The sequence below is a fragment of the Streptomyces eurythermus genome, assembly GCF_014649115.1.
Lineage (GTDB): Bacteria > Actinomycetota > Actinomycetes > Streptomycetales > Streptomycetaceae > Streptomyces > Streptomyces eurythermus.
The window spans coordinates 234,493-250,002 of the sequence record NZ_BMSK01000009.1 but is presented as its reverse complement, the minus strand read 5'-3'; the positions used below and the strand labels follow the sequence as shown (position 1 = coordinate 250,002).

The window sequence follows — 15,510 nt, the reverse complement described above, 5'->3', positions numbered from 1 at the left end:
GGCGGGCCCTACTCGCTGGGCGGCGGCTCGTCGGGTACGTCGCCCAGCTCCCGCAGCGCCTCTTGCGCCAGCGGCACCCGCAGCGGCGAGAAGTACGGGTTGATCCTGAGCGCCTCCTGAAGGTGCCGCCGGGCGGGGCCGGTCCGCTCCAGCTCCGCCTCGATCACCCCCAGGTGGTACGCGTACAGCGCGCTGCGCACCCCGCCGCCCTTCGCCTTGTCCGTCGCGACGGCCGCGTACCTCAGCGCCTCCTGGTCCTCGCCGGTGCGGTGCAGCGCCCAGCCCAGCGCGTCGGCCACCTCGATGCCCGGCTGCCGCCGCCACTCCTCCTCCAGCCGCTCCACCGCCTCCCACGGATCCCCGTGGTCCGCCTCGAACCGGCCGGTCAGCAGCTCCTCGTCCACCCCGCCCGCCACCGACCGCGCCACCGCCTCCCGCATCCGCGCGTAACTCTCCTCGGCGGCGGCCGGCTGCCCCAGCGACTCCTGCAGCTCGCCCAGCTCCAGCAGGTCCTCCGGGCGCGGCCGGCTCGCGACGGCGGCCCCGTACGCGGCCAGCGCCTCCGAGGTGCGGCCCAGCGCGGCCAGCGTCCGCGCCCGCCCGGCCGGTGCCGCCCGCTGGTCCGGGTCGAGCCGCAGCGCCGCCTCGAAGTGCCGCAGCGCCTCCGGCAGATCCCCGCGCTCCCAGGCCAGCTGCCCCACCCCGGCCAGCCAGTCGGCCCGCTCCGCCGGAGTGCGCGCGGCGGCCGCCGCGTCGGTCAGCTGCGCCACCGCGTCCTCGCGCCAGCCCCGGTCCCGGTACACCGCCGCCGCCCGCGCCCTCACGGCCGGCCGCGCCGCCGCGTCGGTGCGCAGCGCCAGCAGCTTGTCCAGGGCGGCGCGGGCCTTCTCGTAGTCGCCGAGCCCGGTGTAGGCGTCGATCAGCGCCGGGTACGCCGACCACCGCTTCGGCGCCGCCTTCCCGGCCTCCTCGGCGTACCGTTTCGCCGCCGGGAAGTCCCGGCGCGCCAGTGCCAGCGCGGCCAGCCCGTCCAGCGCCTCGGTGTTCCGCGCGCCCCGCACCTCCAGCGAGGCATTGAGCGCCCGCTCGGCGCGCGGATAGTCGGCCGCGTCACCCGCCCGGCGGCCCCGCTCCACGTACGCCGACCCCAGCACCGCCCAGGCCACGGCGTCCTTCGGCCGCTCCCGCACCCGCTGCTCCTGCCGCCCGATCAGCGTCGTCAGCGCGGGCAGCGCGGCCGGCACGCCGTAGGTCACCGCCGTCAGCGCCTGCTCCCGGGGCCGGGACTGCGGGCCGGCCGCGGGCGGCCGGGCCGGCCGGTGCCGCTGCGGCTCACCGGGCAGCAGCACCAGTACCGCGCCCGTCGCCAGACTGCCCGCCAGCGCGGCGAGCAGCAGCCGCCGCACCACCCGCCGCCGGCGCGGCGCCGGCGGCTCGGAGATCAGGGACGTACCCACGCACTGCCGGTTCTCCATGGCGCTCACTGTGCGTCAATATGACGAGCACATCCGGGTGGCCCAAGGGCGGCGCGGGCGGGGTTCACACCGATGGCCGCGAGTGTCACGCTGTGATCATGAGCCGTATCGAAGCGCCACGCGACGAGCACACCGGTAACCTCGCCGACCGGCTCCTGGCCGGCCTGCCGCCCGAGGCCGTCCTGACCGACCCCGACGTCACCGCCTCCTACACCCACGACATGGCGAGCTTCTGCCCGGCCGGCCGGCCCGCCGCCGTCGTCCTGCCGCGCACCGTGGAGCAGGTCCAGCACGTCATGCGCACCGCCACCGAGCTGCGCGTCCCGGTCGTCCCGCAGGGCGCCCGCACCGGGCTGTCCGGCGGCGCGAACGCCACCGACGGCTGTATCGCGCTGTCGCTGACCAAGATGGACCGGATCCTGGAGATCAGCCCCGTCGACCGGATCGCCGTGGTGGAGCCGGGCGTGGTCAACGCGACCCTCTCCCGCGCGGTCGAGGAACACGGCCTGTACTACCCGCCGGACCCCTCCAGCTGGGAGATGTGCACCATCGGCGGCAACATCGGCACCGCCTCCGGCGGCCTGTGCTGCGTCAAGTACGGCGTCACCGCCGAGTACGTCCTCGGCCTGGACGTCGTCCTCGCCGACGGCCGCCTGATGTCCACCGGCCGGCGCACCGCCAAGGGCGTCGCGGGCTACGACCTCACCCGTCTCTTCGTCGGCTCCGAGGGCTCCCTCGGCATCGTCGTCCGAGCGGTCCTGGCGCTGAAGCCGAAGCCGCCCCGGCAGCTGGTGCTGGCCGCCGAGTTCGCCTCGGCGACCGCCGCCTGCGACGCGGTGTGCCGCATCATGGCCGGCGGTCACGTCCCGTCCCTCCTCGAACTGATGGACCGTACGACGGTCAAGGCGGTCAACGACCTCGCGCACATGGGCCTGCCCGAGACCACCGAGGCGCTGCTGCTGGCCGCCTTCGACACCCCGGACCCCGCCGCCGACCTGGCCGCCGTCGCCGCCCTGTGCGAGGCCGCCGGCGCCACCGAGGTCGTGCCCGCCGACGACGCGGCCGAGTCCGAACTGCTGCTCCAGGCCCGACGGCTCTCGCTGACCGCGCTGGAGGCGGTCAAGGGCACGACGATGATCGACGACGTGTGCGTGCCCCGCTCCCGGCTCGGCGAGATGCTGGCCGGCGTCGAGCGGATCGCCGCCAAGTACGACCTGACGATCGGCGTGTGCGCGCACGCGGGCGACGGCAACACCCATCCCACCGTCTGCTTCGACGCCCGCGACCCCGAGGAGTCCCGCCGGGCCCGCGAGTCCTTCGACGAGATCATGGCCCTCGGTCTGGAGCTGGGCGGCACCATCACCGGGGAACACGGGGTCGGCGTGCTGAAGAAGGAGTGGCTGGCCCGGGAACTGGGGCCGGTCGGGGTGGAGATGCAGCGGGCGGTGAAGCAGGCCTTCGACCCGCTGGGCATCCTCAACCCCGGCAAGCTGTTCTGACCTCCCGGGCCGTTCCGGCCTCCCGAGCCGTTCCGGCCCCGGTTCCCTGGCGTCCGGCTCACCGGGCGAGGAGCTGGTCGAGCGCGTCGTCGAGGCCCGGCTGACCGCCCTCCGTGCCCGGCGGCACCGCCCGCAGCGTCCGCTCCAGCCAGGCCGAGACCTGCGCGACGGGCGCCTGGAGCAGCGCGTCGCCGTCCGGCGCGCTCAGCGCCATCAGGACGACACCGCGCCCGTCCGACCTCCCCGGCCACACCCGCACGTCCCCGTGCCCGCACGGCCGGAACACCCCCTCCACCAGCAGCTCGCGGGCGAACGTCCAGTGCACCGGGTGCTCGGAGTTGATGTGGAAGGCGATGTGGACGGCGTAGGGGTCGTCGCAGCGGTAGGTCAGCCGGGCCGGGACCGGAACGCTCTCCTCCGGCGACAGAACGAGCCTCAGCTCCAGCTCCCGCTCCACCACGGTGTGCCGCATGACGTGTTTCCCTTCTGGTCGGGGCCGCTCGGACCGGGCCCGTACCAGGGGAGAGCGGGCGGGGGCCGGACCATTACGCGGGTCCGGGGAAGTTTTTTCCGCGGGCCCCGGAAAGCGGATGCGGCGTTGCCCGGAAAGGGGTGGGTCCTGCGGGACTGGCGCTGCGGGCAGCCCCGGTCTGATAGATGTGGAGGCCCCCATCCCACCCCCGAGCAGATACGGGACGACGGACATGAGCGCCCCAACCCCGGCACCCGGCGACGACAGGCCCCGCGAGGGCTACTACCCGGACCCGTCCATCCCCGGCTACGTCCGGTACTGGAACGGCGCCTCCTGGGTGCCCGGCACCAGCCGTCCGGCGCCGAAGGACGGCGAGCCGCTCATCCCGCCGCCCGGCATCCGGCCGGCCGCCCCGGCCGTGGAGGAGACGGGCCCCCACTTCTTCGACGAGGACCCGCCCGCCGCCGGCGCGCGGGCGGATCAGTGGGCCCCGGCGGGCGAGAGCGACCAGGCGGGTCCGGCCGGCCAGTGGGCCCGGACCGACCAGGCCGGTCAGTGGGGGGCCGTGGACCAGGCAGGCCGGAGCGGTGAGGCGGGACGGAACGGCCAGGCAGGTCAGTGGGCCCAGGCGGGGCAGGGCGGCCAGGCGGGCGAGGGCGATCCGGCCGCGCAGGGTGGTCAGGCGGAGCCGGGCGGTCCGGCCGCGCAGGGCGGTGTGGTCGCACAGGCGGGCCAAGCCGCGCAGTGGAGCCAGCCGGCCCCGTCACCCCACTCCGGCCAGCCGGGCCAGCCGGGTCAGCCGGGTCAAGTCGACGCCCCCGGTCAGCTCGGCACTCCCGCCCAGCCCGGAGTGTCCGGCCAGTCCGGCACACCCGGTCTGCCCGGCACCCCTGCCCAGCCCGGCGTACCCGCCCAGTCCGGTGGGCCCGGACTGCCCGGGGCCTCCCCCCAGTCCGGCACGCCCGCTCAGCCCGGCGTACCCGGCCGGTCCGGCGGGTCCGCCCTGCCCGGAACCCCCGCTCAGCCCGCCACCCCCGGTCTCCCCGGGCAGCGGGACCGGTCGAGCGGGTTCGGCGGGGACGCCGGGCGTGGCGGGGCCTGGGGGGCCGACCCGCGGGTGCCGATGGACTCCCCGGCCGGTTCCGGCGGCCAGGGTGCCGCCCGCGCCGACGGCGCCGCGACGGTCCCCCCGGCAGAGGCCGGCGACGCCCCGGACCCCGGCACGTTCGTCTTCCGGCGCCCGGTGCCCGGCCCGGCGGCGGCCCGTACCGACGACGGCACGATGACCATCCGCCCGGTGCCCGCCGACCCGCCCGGCCCCGCCGCCGAGGGTGCCCAAGGACCCGTCGGCGCGCCCGCCGCCTCCGGTTTCGGTGCCGGCAAGGCCGCCGCCCAGGCCGCTGCCGCCGCGCAGGCGCCCCTCACCCCTCAGGCACCCCACCCCGCCCCCGCCGTGGCGTCCCCCGTGCCGCAGCAGCCCGGGCCCGCTCCCGTCACCACCCCCGTGACCAGCGGGCCCGGCGGCGGGCAGGCGTCCTGGGCGCAGCAGGTGCATCAGCTGGCCGGCGGCGGGGACGAGCCGTCCGTCGCGCCGTGGAAGCCACCGGTGGAGGACCTCTTCCAGGCCGCCGCGCGCCGGCAGGCCGCCGCCCGCCCCGCCGGACTCGGCAGGCGGCTCGCGGCGCGGCTGATCGACCTGGCGGTGGTGGGTGCCGTGACGGCCGCCGCGGCGGTGCCGCTCGGCATCCGGGCCGTGGACCACGTCCAGCAGAAGATCGACGCGGCCCGGCTGTCCGGCCACCAGGTCACCGTGTGGCTGATCGACGGCACGACCGGCACCGGCCTCGGCATCGTCCTCGCCGTCCTGCTGCTCGCCGGGGTCCTGTACGAGGTGCTGCCCACGGTCCGCTGGGGCCGCACCCTCGGCAAGAAGCTGTGCGGTCTGGAGGTGCGGGACATCGAGGCGCACGAGCCGCCGACGTTCGGCCCGGCGCTGCGCCGCTGGCTGGTGTTCAGCGTGCCGGGTCTGCTGGTCGTCGGTGTCGTGGGCGTGTTGTGGTGTCTGTTCGACCGGCCCTGGCGCCAGTGCTGGCACGACAAGGCGGCGCACACGTTCGTCGCGGGCTGAGCGGGGGAGAGGCGGAGGGAAAGAGCGGGGGAGGGACGGAAGGCGGGACCGGGGGAGGGGCCGGGTACTCCGTCCGGCCGTCTGCCGGATGCGCGGCGGCGGCCCGCGGGTTCCACTCGGGCCATGAGCAGCGAACCGCCCCCCGGCTCCGGAGAGCAGCCCCCCGAGGACGACCCCTTCAGGAAGCGGCCCCCGTCGGACCAGGGGTCGGGCTCGCCGTACGACACCCCGCCCCCGTACGGCGGCGGTCAGCCCCCGCCCGCCGGCGGCCCTTACGGCGGTGGACCCCACGGCGGCGGCCCGTACGGGGGAGGCCCCTACGGCGGTGGGCCGTACGGCGGCGGCCCCTACGGGTCCGGGGCCGGCGGCTATCCCGCCGATCCGCTGGCCGGCATGCCCCCGCTCGCCGACAGCGGCAGGCGGACGCTCGCGCGGATCATCGACATGATCCTGGTCGGCATCGTGTTCTGGCTGGTCACCCTGGGGTTCGACGTGGGTGAATACACCGTCGACAGTGACCGGATCGAGGTCGGCCGGACCGTCGCCCAGTCCTGCATCGGGGCCGTGCTCTATGTCGCCTACGACACCTTCCTGATCAGCCGGTCGGGGCAGACCCTCGGCAAGAAGTGGCTCGGCCTGCGCGTGGCCAATCTGGAGAACGGCGCCACCCCGTCCGTATCGACCTCGCTGATCCGCGCCCTGGTGCTGTGGGTGCCGTTCTCCTTCTGCTGCGCCTGTCTCTGGACGGCCGTCGCGGGCGGCTGGAGCTTCTTCGACAAGCCGTACAAACAGGGCCTGCACGACAAGGCGGCCAAGACGGTGGTGGTCAGCACCCGGTGAGCCGCGCGGGGCCCGGGCGGGTCACCGGGCCGTGGGCATGCGCCCCTCGTTCGCGGCCGGCTCGGCGGGCGTCCGCGTTCCGTGCGTTCCGGGCAGGGGGACCGTCCAGGCGACCAGCAGGCCCAGCGCGAGGGCCGCGAGGGCGATGACGGTGATCCAGGGGCCCGAAGTCGTCTGCGACAGCAGCAGCATGGCGAGCGCCGAGAAGACCACGGTGCAGGAGCCGTAGGCGAACTGTGCGGCGGTCGGACGAGGCATGGCGATCGGGTCCTCGGCAGTCTTCGGGGGGAAGTCGGGACGGGGCCGTTCGATTCTCTGTGCCGTTCGATTCTCCTGGCGTCCCTGCCCGGGGGGAACTCCCGGTAAGCGTGACCTGACCCACGGTGCCGGTGCACGGGGGGCGCACGGAGTCACCGGCCCGTCAGGCGCGGGGTTCCGCAGGGCTGTAGCCATGTCGCCACCTGTCCGTAAAGCGAACTCCACCTCCGCATAGTGCACTTGTCCTGCTCAAGTCAAGGTCTGTCTTTTCTGCCAAACCTCTAGTCAAATGTCGTCACTTGACTACACGCGTTGATCTTGCGCGCACGGATTCCTCCATGCCCGGAACCCCCTGTCCGTGTGCGCGGCGCGGGGGAGGAACTCAAGTGACCAGCAGATCCTGGACGTTCAGAGCGGCCGCCATCGGCGTGACCCTCGCGGCGGCGTCCGCCTCGTTCGCGACGTTCGCCGTCGCCGAGGCGGGCACCCAGCCCCGGCCCGCCGCCGCGAACCGGCACGACCCGGCGCCGGTGAAGCAGCAGAAGCACGACCTGGACGGCCCCCTGAGCAAGACCCAGGACGCCCAGCGTGAAGAGGCCCTGAACCAGCTCATATCCGGCGAGGCCACCGCGCAGGAGCGCAACGGCTCGAAGGTCGTCAAGCTCAAGAGCCGCAAGGGCAAGAGCAAGTACGTCGAGCTGAGCCGCGAGAAGACCGACAAGATCTTCACCATCCTGGTGGAGTTCGGGGACAAGACGGACCCCAAGCTCGGCGGCACGCCCGGCCCGCTGCACAACCAGATCGCCGCGCCGGACCGCACCAAGGACAACTCCACGGCCTGGCAGCAGGACTACGACCAGAAGCACTACCAGGACCTCTACTTCGGCACCGGCGAGAAGACCGAGTCGCTGAAGAAGTACTACGAGAAGCAGTCCTCGGGCCGCTACTCGGTCTCCGGCGAGGTCACCGACTGGGTCAAGGTGCCCTACAACGAGGCCCGTTACGGCAACAACGCGTGCGGTTCCACCAACTGCCCGAGCGTGTGGAACGTCGTCAGCGACGGCCTGAGCGCCTGGGTCGCCCAGCAGAAGGCGGCCGGCCGCACCGACGCCGACATCAAGAAGGACCTCGCCCAGTACGACCAGTGGGACCGGTACGACTACGACGGCGACGGCAACTTCAACGAGCCGGACGGCTACGTCGACCACTTCCAGATCGTGCACGCCGGTGAGGACGAGTCCGCGGGCGGCGGCGCCCAGGGCACGGACGCGATCTGGGCCCACCGCTGGTACGCCTTCGGCACCGACGCCGGTGCCACCGGCCCGCAGGACAACAAGCTCGGCGGCACCCAGGTCGGCGACACCGGCATCTGGGTCGGCGACTACACCATCCAGCCGGAGAACGGCGGCCTCGGCGTCTTCGCCCACGAGTACGGCCACGACCTCGGCCTGCCGGACGAGTACGACACCGCGGGCGGCGACAACTCCACCGGCTTCTGGACCCTGATGTCCTCCGGTTCCTGGCTCGGCCGGGGCGAGGACTCCATCGGCGACCTGCCCGGTGACATGAACTCCTGGGACAAGCTCCAGCTGGGCTGGCTGAACTACGACACCGCCACGGCCGGCAAGCAGTCCACGCACAAGCTGGGCCCGGCCGAGTACAACACCTTCGACAAGCAGGCCCTCGTGGTCAACCTGCCCGACAAGGCGGTCACCACCACGATCACCCAGCCCGCCCAGGGCTCCACCCAGTGGTGGAGCGGCAGCGGCAACGACCTGAAGAACACCCTGACCCGGTCCGTGGATCTGACCGGCAAGACCTCGGCGAGCCTCACCCTGGACGGCTGGTGGGCCACCGAGGACGGCTACGACTACGTCTACACCGAGGTGTCCACCGACGGCGGCGCCAACTGGACCGCGCTGGACGGCACGGCGGACGGCCAGGCCCTGCCGAAGGACGCCAGCGGCAAGCCCGCGCTGAGCGGCTTCTCGCAGACGCACAAGAAGCTGGCGTTCCCGCTCGACGCCTACGCGGGCAAGAAGATCGACCTGCGCTTCCGCTACGCCACCGACGGCGGTGTCGCGGAGAACGGCTTCACCGCCGACGAGATCACCGTGACCGCCGACGGCGCCGCGCTGTTCTCGGACGACGCCGAGAAGGCGGACGCCGGCTGGACCGCGAACGGCTTCTCCCGCATCGGCGCGTCCTTCACCAAGGACTACAAGCAGTACTACATCGCCGAGAACCGGCAGTACGTGTCGTACGACAAGACGCTGAGGACGGGCCCGTACAACTTCGGCTTCGCGTCGCGTCCGGACTGGGTGGAGCACTACCCGTACCAGAACGGCCTGCTGATCTGGAAGTGGGACACTTCCCAGGCGGACAACAACACCAACAGCACCAACGGTCACCCGGGCAGCGGTCTGATCCTCCCCGTCGACTCGCACCCGACGGCGCTGAAGTGGGCCGACGGCACGCTGCTGCGCAACCGCGTCCAGGCCTACGACTCGCCGTTCAGCCTGTACGCCACGGACGGCATCACCCTGCACAAGGCCGATGTCGCGCTGAAGATCAAGGGCTCCAAGGGCGTGCCGGTCTTCAACGACCACACCAGCACCTACTACGACCCGGCGAACCCGACCGGTGGCGTGAAGGTCACTGACACCAACACCAAGATCACGATCGTCAAGGAGGCCAAGGACGGCTCGACGATCTCCCTCAAGGTCGGCCCCGCGGTGAAGTAACCCGTATCACCGCAGGTCATAGGCGTATCGGCGGCAACCCTCTGGCGGGTTGCCGCCGATCGTGTTTAGGTGCGTCCTGTGGACCGCTTATTGACACCGACCGGAACGGGGAAGTGACCGCATGGCCGCTGGAGGCTTCAGCAAGCTGCCGAACGGCACGGTGGTGGTGGCACTCAACCTGCCGTACGGCTCTGCCGCGGTACGGATCCTCGTGCACGCCGCCAACCGCGCACGCGCCCTGACCAGGCTCCGCAACCTGGGTCTGCGGGCGGTGTACCTCCGGGGCAACGCCGAGCCTCCGACACCGGACGAGATCACGGCGGTCCTGCACCACCCCGACGGCCTGGTCTGGCGCACGGCGCCCACGGCCCCCACGGCGGCCGGCGGCGTCATGGCGACGGAACTGTGGCACCCCATCCGGGCGCTGCTGCGGGGGCCGGCGACGGCACGGTGACGCGCTCGCCCCGCCCCGCTCAGCGCCCGCCCCGCTCAGCCGCCGACCACCGGCTTGCCGGTCAGTTCGACGCCCGCCGCCCGCAGCTCCTCCAGGGCGCGCTCGGTCGTCTCGGGGGACACCCCGGCCGTCAGGTCCAGCAGGACCTGGGTGCGGAAGCCCTCGCGGGCCGCGTCCAGGGCGGTGGCCCGTACGCAGTGGTCCGTGGCGATGCCCACCACGTCCACCTCCGTGATCTCCCGGGAGCGCAGCCAGTCGGCCAGGGACACGCCGTGCTCGTCGGTGCCCTCGAAGCCGCTGTACGCCGCCGCGTACGCCCCCTTGTCGAACACGGCGTCCACCGCGCCGGAGGCGACCGCGGGGGCGAAGTTCGGGTGGAAGCCCACGCCCTCCGTGCCCGCGACACAGTGCGCGGGCCAGGAGCGGACGTAGTCGGGGTCGTCGGCGAAGTGACCGCCGGGCGCGATGTGGTGGTCCCGGGTGGCCACCACGTGCCGGTACCCGGTGCCCGCCGCCTCGCCGATCAGTTCCGTGACGGCGGCGGCCACGTCCGCCCCCCCGGCCACCGCGAGGCTGCCCCCCTCGCAGAAGTCGTTCTGCACATCTACGACGATCAAGGCGCGGCGCATGGTGGGTGTCCTTCGACTGAGAGTGAAGTAACCGAGCCTAGAGACTTCCGGGCTCGTGCGGGAGGGGTGGGAAGGGGCGGACGGCGGTCGCGCTTTAGCTACCCGAGCGCCCGTGTACGTACTCCGTCGGGATGACGGGTTCCCCGCGCGAGAGCTGGGTGGCGGACAGCGGCAGATTGGCGCGCGCCGCGATGTGCCGCTCCCGTGGCACGTCCAGCGGCTCCCGGGCCACCACCGTCCCGCCGCGCACCAGCGGCACCAGCAGCTGCCGGTCGGCCAGCTCGGCCGGCACCGGCCCGGTGCCGACGACCTCGGCCTCGGCGATCCCGTCCGCGTCCGGCCGGCGCGCCGCCCACTTGCGGCCGCCGACCGACATCTTGCCGCCGCTGGACTTCTTCGCCACCGGCACCAGCGGCGCCTTCGGGTCGGCGGAGTCGGCGCGGGCGACCAGCTTGTAGACCATGGAGCTGGTGGGGTGCCCGGAGCCGGTCACCAGCTGGGTGCCCACCCCGTAGGCGTCCACGGGCGCGGCGGCCAGCGAGGCGATGGCGTACTCGTCCAGGTCGGAGGTCACGATGATCTTCGTATCGGTGGCGCCCAGCTCGTCCAGCTGCTGCCGCACCCGGTGGGCCACCAGCAGCAGGTCGCCGGAGTCGATGCGCACCGCGCCCAGCTCGGGACCGGCCACCTCCACGGCCGTACGGACGGCCTCGGCGACGTCGTAGGTGTCCACCAGCAGGGTGGTGCCCCGGCCGAGGGTCTCCACCTGTGCCTGGAAGGCGTCCCGCTCGCGGTCGTGCAGCAGGGTGAAGGCGTGGGCCGAGGTGCCCACGGTGGGGATGCCGTAGCGGAAGCCGGCCGCGAGGTCGGAGGTGGTGGCGAAGCCGCCGACGTAGGCGGCGCGGGCGGCGGCCACCGCGGCCAGCTCGTGGGTGCGCCGGGCGCCCATCTCGATCAGCGGCCGGTCACCGGCGGCGGAGGCCATCCGGGAGGCGGCGGCGGCGATCGCGGAGTCGTGGTTGAGGATGGACAGGATCACCGTCTCCAGCAGGACGCACTCGGCGAAGCTGCCCTCGACGCGCAGGATCGGCGAGCCGGGGAAGTACACCTCGCCCTCGGGGTAACCCCATATGTCCCCGCTGAAGCGGTAGTCGGCGAGCCACTTCAGGGTGTCCTCGTCGACGATCTGCCGTTCGCGCAGGAAGCCGAGGACGCCCGGGTCGAAGCGGAAGTTCTCCACCGCGTCCAGGACCCGCCCGGTCCCGGCCACCACGCCGTAGCGGCGCCCGTTCGGCAGCCGCCGGGTGAAGACCTCGAACACGCTCCGCCGTTCGGCCGTACCGGCCTTCAGCGCGGCGCGCAGCATCGTCAGCTCGTACTGGTCCGTGAAGAGCGCCGTCGAGGGAACATCCACCGGCAGCCCAAGGTCCGCTGTGTTCATGTCGGGGAATCGTACTCCCTTTTCGTCGGTGTGACGATTTATGAAGGGCGTGGCAGCATGGGCAGTGTGACGTCACCCGCGCCCGTAGAGATCGAACGCACCGAGTCGGCGGAGGAGATCTCCGCCGTACCCGAACCCGACGTCCCCTGGGTCACCATCGTCCACAACGACCCGGTCAATCTCATGAGCTACGTCACCTACGTCTTCCAGACGTACTTCGGCTACTCCAAGGACAAGGCCACCAAGCTCATGCTCGACGTCCACCACAAGGGCCGGGCGGTCGTCTCCAGCGGGAGCCGCGAGGAGATGGAGCGCGACGTGCAGGCGATGCACGGCTACGGACTGTGGGCCACCCTCCAGCAGGACCGGAAGTAAACGCCGCAGATGCCCGGACACTTCGAACCGCTCCCCGGCGGCGGCGCGGCCGTCGCGCTCGACGACGTCGAGATCTCCATCATCCGCTCGCTGGCCGTGCAGCTCCTGGAGCTGATCGGTCCCGGCCCCGGCGCCGATGCCCCGGCCGACCCGCTGGCCGAGCTGTTTGCCGAGGGCCCGAGCGAGCCGCCGGCCGACCCGGTCCTCAGGAGGCTCTTCCCGGACGCCTACAGCGACCCGGAGCAGGCCCCCGCCTCGCCGGCCGAGGCCGAGGAGCGGCGGGCGCACTCCGCCGAGTTCCGCCGCTACACGGAGAACGACCTGCGCGCGGGCAAGCGGGAGAGCGCGCTCGGCGTGATCCGCTCCCTGGACGCGCTCACCCCGGCCGGGGAGGGCGGCGCGGTGCTGAAGCTGACGCCGGAGGAGTCCCGGCAGTGGCTCGGCGCCCTCAACGACCTGCGGCTGGCGATCGGCGCCCGGCTGGAGATCACCGACGAGGACGACACGGATCTGCTCTACCGGCTGCCGGAGGAGGATCCGCGCAAGCCGATGGTGCTGGCCTACCTCTGGCTGGGCGGGCTCCAGGAGACCTTGGTGTCGACCTTGCTGCCGTGAGGCGGAGTGGCCGGTTCCGATCGGTGTCCGCTCAGAGGACGCTCAAACCCGGATAACGATCGCATTACCATACCGGCCTTTTTTGATACCTTCGGACCATCTTTGTCCGGTTTTGGCTGTGTGGTGCCTCACACTGCCCCTCTGTGATCAGTATTGCGCCCGTGATAAATCTTCACGACCGCCCGGCCAACACCACCCATGTTCGGCCGGGTGCGCCACCGAGCCGACGACCGTCGGCCAGGCAACAGCTCCATCAATCCGGGGGGATCGAGATCCGATCCGAGGCCGACGCAAGGCCCGGTTCGGTATGGAGAAAGGCGCACCACACATGACCTCAGCGCAGGTCGATCAGCATCGCGACGGCAATGAGGCCGCGGGGGCCGAGGGCAGCGAGGGCGGCGAGGGGTATCAGCGCGGGCTCGGAGCCCGGCAGATCCAGATGATCGCCATCGGCGGGGCCATCGGCACCGGCCTGTTCCTCGGCGCGGGCAAGGGCATTTCCAAGGCCGGTCCGAGCCTGATCCTGGCGTACGCCGTCGCGGGCCTCATCATCTTCATGATCATGCGGGCACTCGGCGAACTGCTGATGTACCGCCCCGTGTCGGGTTCGTTCTCCGATTACGCGCGGGAGTTCATCGGCCCGTTCGCCGGTTTCGTGACCGGCTGGACGTACTGGCTGTTCTGGGTGGTCACGGGCATCACCGAGGTCACCGCGGCGGCGAAATACATCACGTACTGGACCGACATCCCGCAATGGCTGTCGGCCCTGGTGTTCACCGTCGTCCTCTACGGCGCCAACCTGATCTCCGTGAAGCTCTTCGGCGAACTGGAGTTCTGGTTCTCCATGGTCAAGGTCACCGCCATCATCGGCATGATCCTGATCTGCGCCGGCATCCTCACCATCGGCTTCTCCGACGCCGGCGACACCGCCTCCGTCGCCCACCTGTGGAACCAGGGCGGCTTCTTCCCGCACGGCGTCGACGACACGCTGATGACGCTGCAGATGGTGATGTTCGCCTTCCTCGCCGTCGAGCTGGTCGGTGTGACCGCGGGCGAGTCCAAGGACCCCAAGACCGTGCTGCCCAAGGCGATCAACACCGTGCCGTGGCGCATCGCCGTCTTCTACGTCGGCGCGCTGATCATGATCCTCTCGGTCGTGCCGTGGACCAGCTTCAGCGCGGGCAACAGCCCCTTCGTGGTCGCCTTCGAGCGGATGGGCCTCCCGGCCGGCGCGGGCATCGTCAACTTCGTCGTGCTCACCGCCGCGCTGTCGTCCTGCAACTCCGGCATGTACTCCACCGGCCGCATGCTGCGCGACCTGGCGCTCAACAGCCAGGGTCCCAAGGCGTTCACCAAGCTGACGTCGAGCGGTACCCCGCTGATCGGCACCACGTTCTCCGCCGCGCTGATGCTGGTCGGCGTCTGGATCAACTACCAGTGGCCGGGCAAGGCGTTCGACTACGTGGTGTCCTTCGCGACCATCTCCGGCATGTGGGCCTGGATCGTCATCCTGATCTGCCAGATCCGCTACCGGGCCAAGGCCGACCGCGGCGAGCTGCCCCGCTCGGAGTTCCGCGCCCCGGGCGCGCCGTGGACCAGCGTGATCGCGCTCGCCTTCATCGGCATGGTGATCGTGCTGATGGGCATCGACAAGGACGCCCGGGTCTCGCTGTACTGCGCGCCGGTGTGGGGCCTGATCCTCGCCGTCGCCTACCTGGTGCTCCGGCGCCGCGACCCGGAGGCCGCCGCCTTCCGCAAGCGCTGAGAGGACCCCGGACCTCCCGGAAAGGGACGTCCGGCCGCCGGGAGCTCTCGTGGCGCCCCCGTCGGCCGCCGCTCAGGACGTCCGGCATGTGGGCCGTTCCGTACCACCCCTCGGTACGGAGCGGCCCTCTGCTTATCCTGACCCCCATGCTGACCATCACCCAGGCCCTGTACGACCAGATCGTCGCCCACGCGCGCGCGGACCACCCCGACGAGGCGTGCGGCGTGGTGGCGGGCCCGGCGGGCTCGGACCGCCCCGAGCGCTTCATCCCCATGCTGAACGCGGCGATGTCGCCCACCTTCTACGAGTTCGACTCCGGTGATCTCCTCAAGCTCTACCGCGAGATGGACGACCGCGACGAGGAGCCGGTGGTCGTCTACCACTCCCACACCGCCACCGAGGCATACCCGTCGCGCACCGACATCTCCTACGCCAACGAACCCGGCGCCCACTACGTCCTGGTCTCCACCGCCGACACCGACGGCCTCGGCGACTTCCAGTTCCGCTCCTTCCGGATCGTGGACGGCCAGGTCACCGAGGAGGAGGTCAGGGTCGTGACGGACTACTGATCTCGCCCAGCGGACGATATCCGTCCGGCATGCGGAATCACACTCCGGGCCGCGGGCCGGGAATCGATACGATGAGCCCATGGTTCTTCTCGACGTGGGCGACAGGGCGCCGGGCACGCTGCTCGTGGCGCGGCTGCACGTCGACCTGTGCAGGCTGAACAGCGCCCTTTGTTGAACCGCGCCGCTGCCGCCGTACGGCCCCGCGCCGCGGCGGGCCGCCGCCGCGCGCCTGACCGAACCGACGAC

General features: G+C 72.2%; 15 protein-coding genes and 1 pseudogene. 11 read left to right on the top strand and 5 right to left on the bottom strand.

All coding sequences use genetic code 11. The features are described from left to right. Positions 1–8: 8 nt before the first annotated feature. Positions 9–1,475 (bottom strand): tetratricopeptide repeat protein, encoded by a 1,467-nt coding sequence (locus tag IE251_RS19385; protein ID WP_189754237.1) that lies wholly within the window; start codon positions 1,473–1,475, stop codon positions 9–11. Between the two features lie 92 nt (positions 1,476–1,567). Here IE251_RS19385 and IE251_RS19380 point away from each other — a divergent pair, with 92 nt between their 5' ends. Beyond that, a complete protein-coding gene (locus IE251_RS19380; protein ID WP_189754236.1) occupies positions 1,568–2,974 on the top strand; it encodes an FAD-binding oxidoreductase in 1,407 nt (468 codons plus the stop codon). Between the two features lie 58 nt (positions 2,975–3,032). On the opposite strand, the gene IE251_RS19375 is transcribed toward IE251_RS19380, so the two are convergent. Then, on the bottom strand, positions 3,033–3,446 hold the full coding sequence (locus tag IE251_RS19375; RefSeq protein WP_189754235.1) for an SsgA family sporulation/cell division regulator: 414 nt from the start codon (positions 3,444–3,446) through the stop codon (positions 3,033–3,035). Here IE251_RS19375 and IE251_RS42125 point away from each other — a divergent pair. The 3 genes and pseudogenes from IE251_RS42125 to IE251_RS19365 form a co-directional block, all read left to right on the top strand. Next, a pseudogene (locus tag IE251_RS42125) lies at positions 3,445–3,771 on the top strand (hypothetical protein); the annotation flags it as partial. The gene IE251_RS19375 and the pseudogene IE251_RS42125 sit on opposite strands and share 2 nt — an antisense overlap. Positions 3,772–4,296: 525 nt before the next feature. After that, complete coding sequence (locus tag IE251_RS19370) at positions 4,297–5,574, top strand: RDD family protein (RefSeq protein ID WP_434095162.1); 1,278 nt, start codon at positions 4,297–4,299, stop codon at positions 5,572–5,574. Positions 5,575–5,697: 123 nt separating this feature from the next. Further along, entirely contained in the window at positions 5,698–6,414 is a 717-nt protein-coding gene (locus IE251_RS19365; protein ID WP_189754233.1) for an RDD family protein, read from the top strand. 21 nt (positions 6,415–6,435) lie between these two features. Here the strand turns inward: IE251_RS19365 and IE251_RS19360 are convergent, their stop codons facing one another. Then, a complete protein-coding gene (locus IE251_RS19360; protein ID WP_189754232.1) occupies positions 6,436–6,672 on the bottom strand; it encodes a hypothetical protein in 237 nt (78 codons plus the stop codon). 386 nt (positions 6,673–7,058) lie between these two features. Here IE251_RS19360 and IE251_RS19355 point away from each other — a divergent pair, with 386 nt between their 5' ends. Continuing rightward, positions 7,059–9,416, top strand: a complete 2,358-nt coding sequence (locus IE251_RS19355; RefSeq protein ID WP_189754231.1) for an immune inhibitor A domain-containing protein — start codon at positions 7,059–7,061, stop codon at positions 9,414–9,416. Between the two features lie 121 nt (positions 9,417–9,537). Further along, positions 9,538–9,870 carry a hypothetical protein gene (locus IE251_RS19350; protein WP_189754230.1) on the top strand — a complete coding sequence of 111 codons (333 nt, stop codon included), beginning with the start codon at positions 9,538–9,540 and terminating at the stop codon, positions 9,868–9,870. A 35-nt stretch (positions 9,871–9,905) separates the two neighbouring features. Here IE251_RS19350 and IE251_RS19345 read toward each other — a convergent pair whose 3' ends face one another. Further along, a complete protein-coding gene (locus IE251_RS19345; RefSeq protein ID WP_189754229.1) occupies positions 9,906–10,499 on the bottom strand; it encodes an isochorismatase family protein in 594 nt (197 codons plus the stop codon). A gap of 94 nt (positions 10,500–10,593) precedes the next feature. After that, positions 10,594–11,940, bottom strand: a complete 1,347-nt coding sequence (locus tag IE251_RS19340; protein WP_189754228.1) for a nicotinate phosphoribosyltransferase — start codon at positions 11,938–11,940, stop codon at positions 10,594–10,596. Between the two features lie 57 nt (positions 11,941–11,997). Between IE251_RS19340 and clpS the strand changes: the two genes are divergently transcribed. From clpS to IE251_RS42120, 5 genes are all read left to right on the top strand, one after another. Further along, positions 11,998–12,315: an ATP-dependent Clp protease adapter ClpS gene (gene clpS / locus IE251_RS19335; RefSeq protein ID WP_030782738.1), complete on the top strand. Its 318-nt coding sequence runs from the start codon at positions 11,998–12,000 to the stop codon at positions 12,313–12,315. A 9-nt stretch (positions 12,316–12,324) separates the two neighbouring features. Further along, the gene (locus IE251_RS19330; RefSeq protein WP_189754227.1) at positions 12,325–12,930 is read left to right on the top strand and encodes a DUF2017 domain-containing protein; all 606 of its coding nucleotides are present in this window, start codon (positions 12,325–12,327) and stop codon (positions 12,928–12,930) included. 328 nt (positions 12,931–13,258) lie between these two features. Continuing rightward, positions 13,259–14,695 carry an amino acid permease gene (locus tag IE251_RS19325; protein WP_189754226.1) on the top strand — a complete coding sequence of 479 codons (1,437 nt, stop codon included), beginning with the start codon at positions 13,259–13,261 and terminating at the stop codon, positions 14,693–14,695. Positions 14,696–14,841: 146 nt separating this feature from the next. Next, positions 14,842–15,264, top strand: a complete 423-nt coding sequence (locus IE251_RS19320) for a M67 family metallopeptidase (protein WP_189754225.1) — start codon at positions 14,842–14,844, stop codon at positions 15,262–15,264. A gap of 79 nt (positions 15,265–15,343) precedes the next feature. Beyond that, the gene (locus IE251_RS42120) at positions 15,344–15,439 is read left to right on the top strand and encodes a putative leader peptide (protein WP_342447365.1); all 96 of its coding nucleotides are present in this window, start codon (positions 15,344–15,346) and stop codon (positions 15,437–15,439) included. Positions 15,440–15,510: the final 71 nt, after the last annotated feature.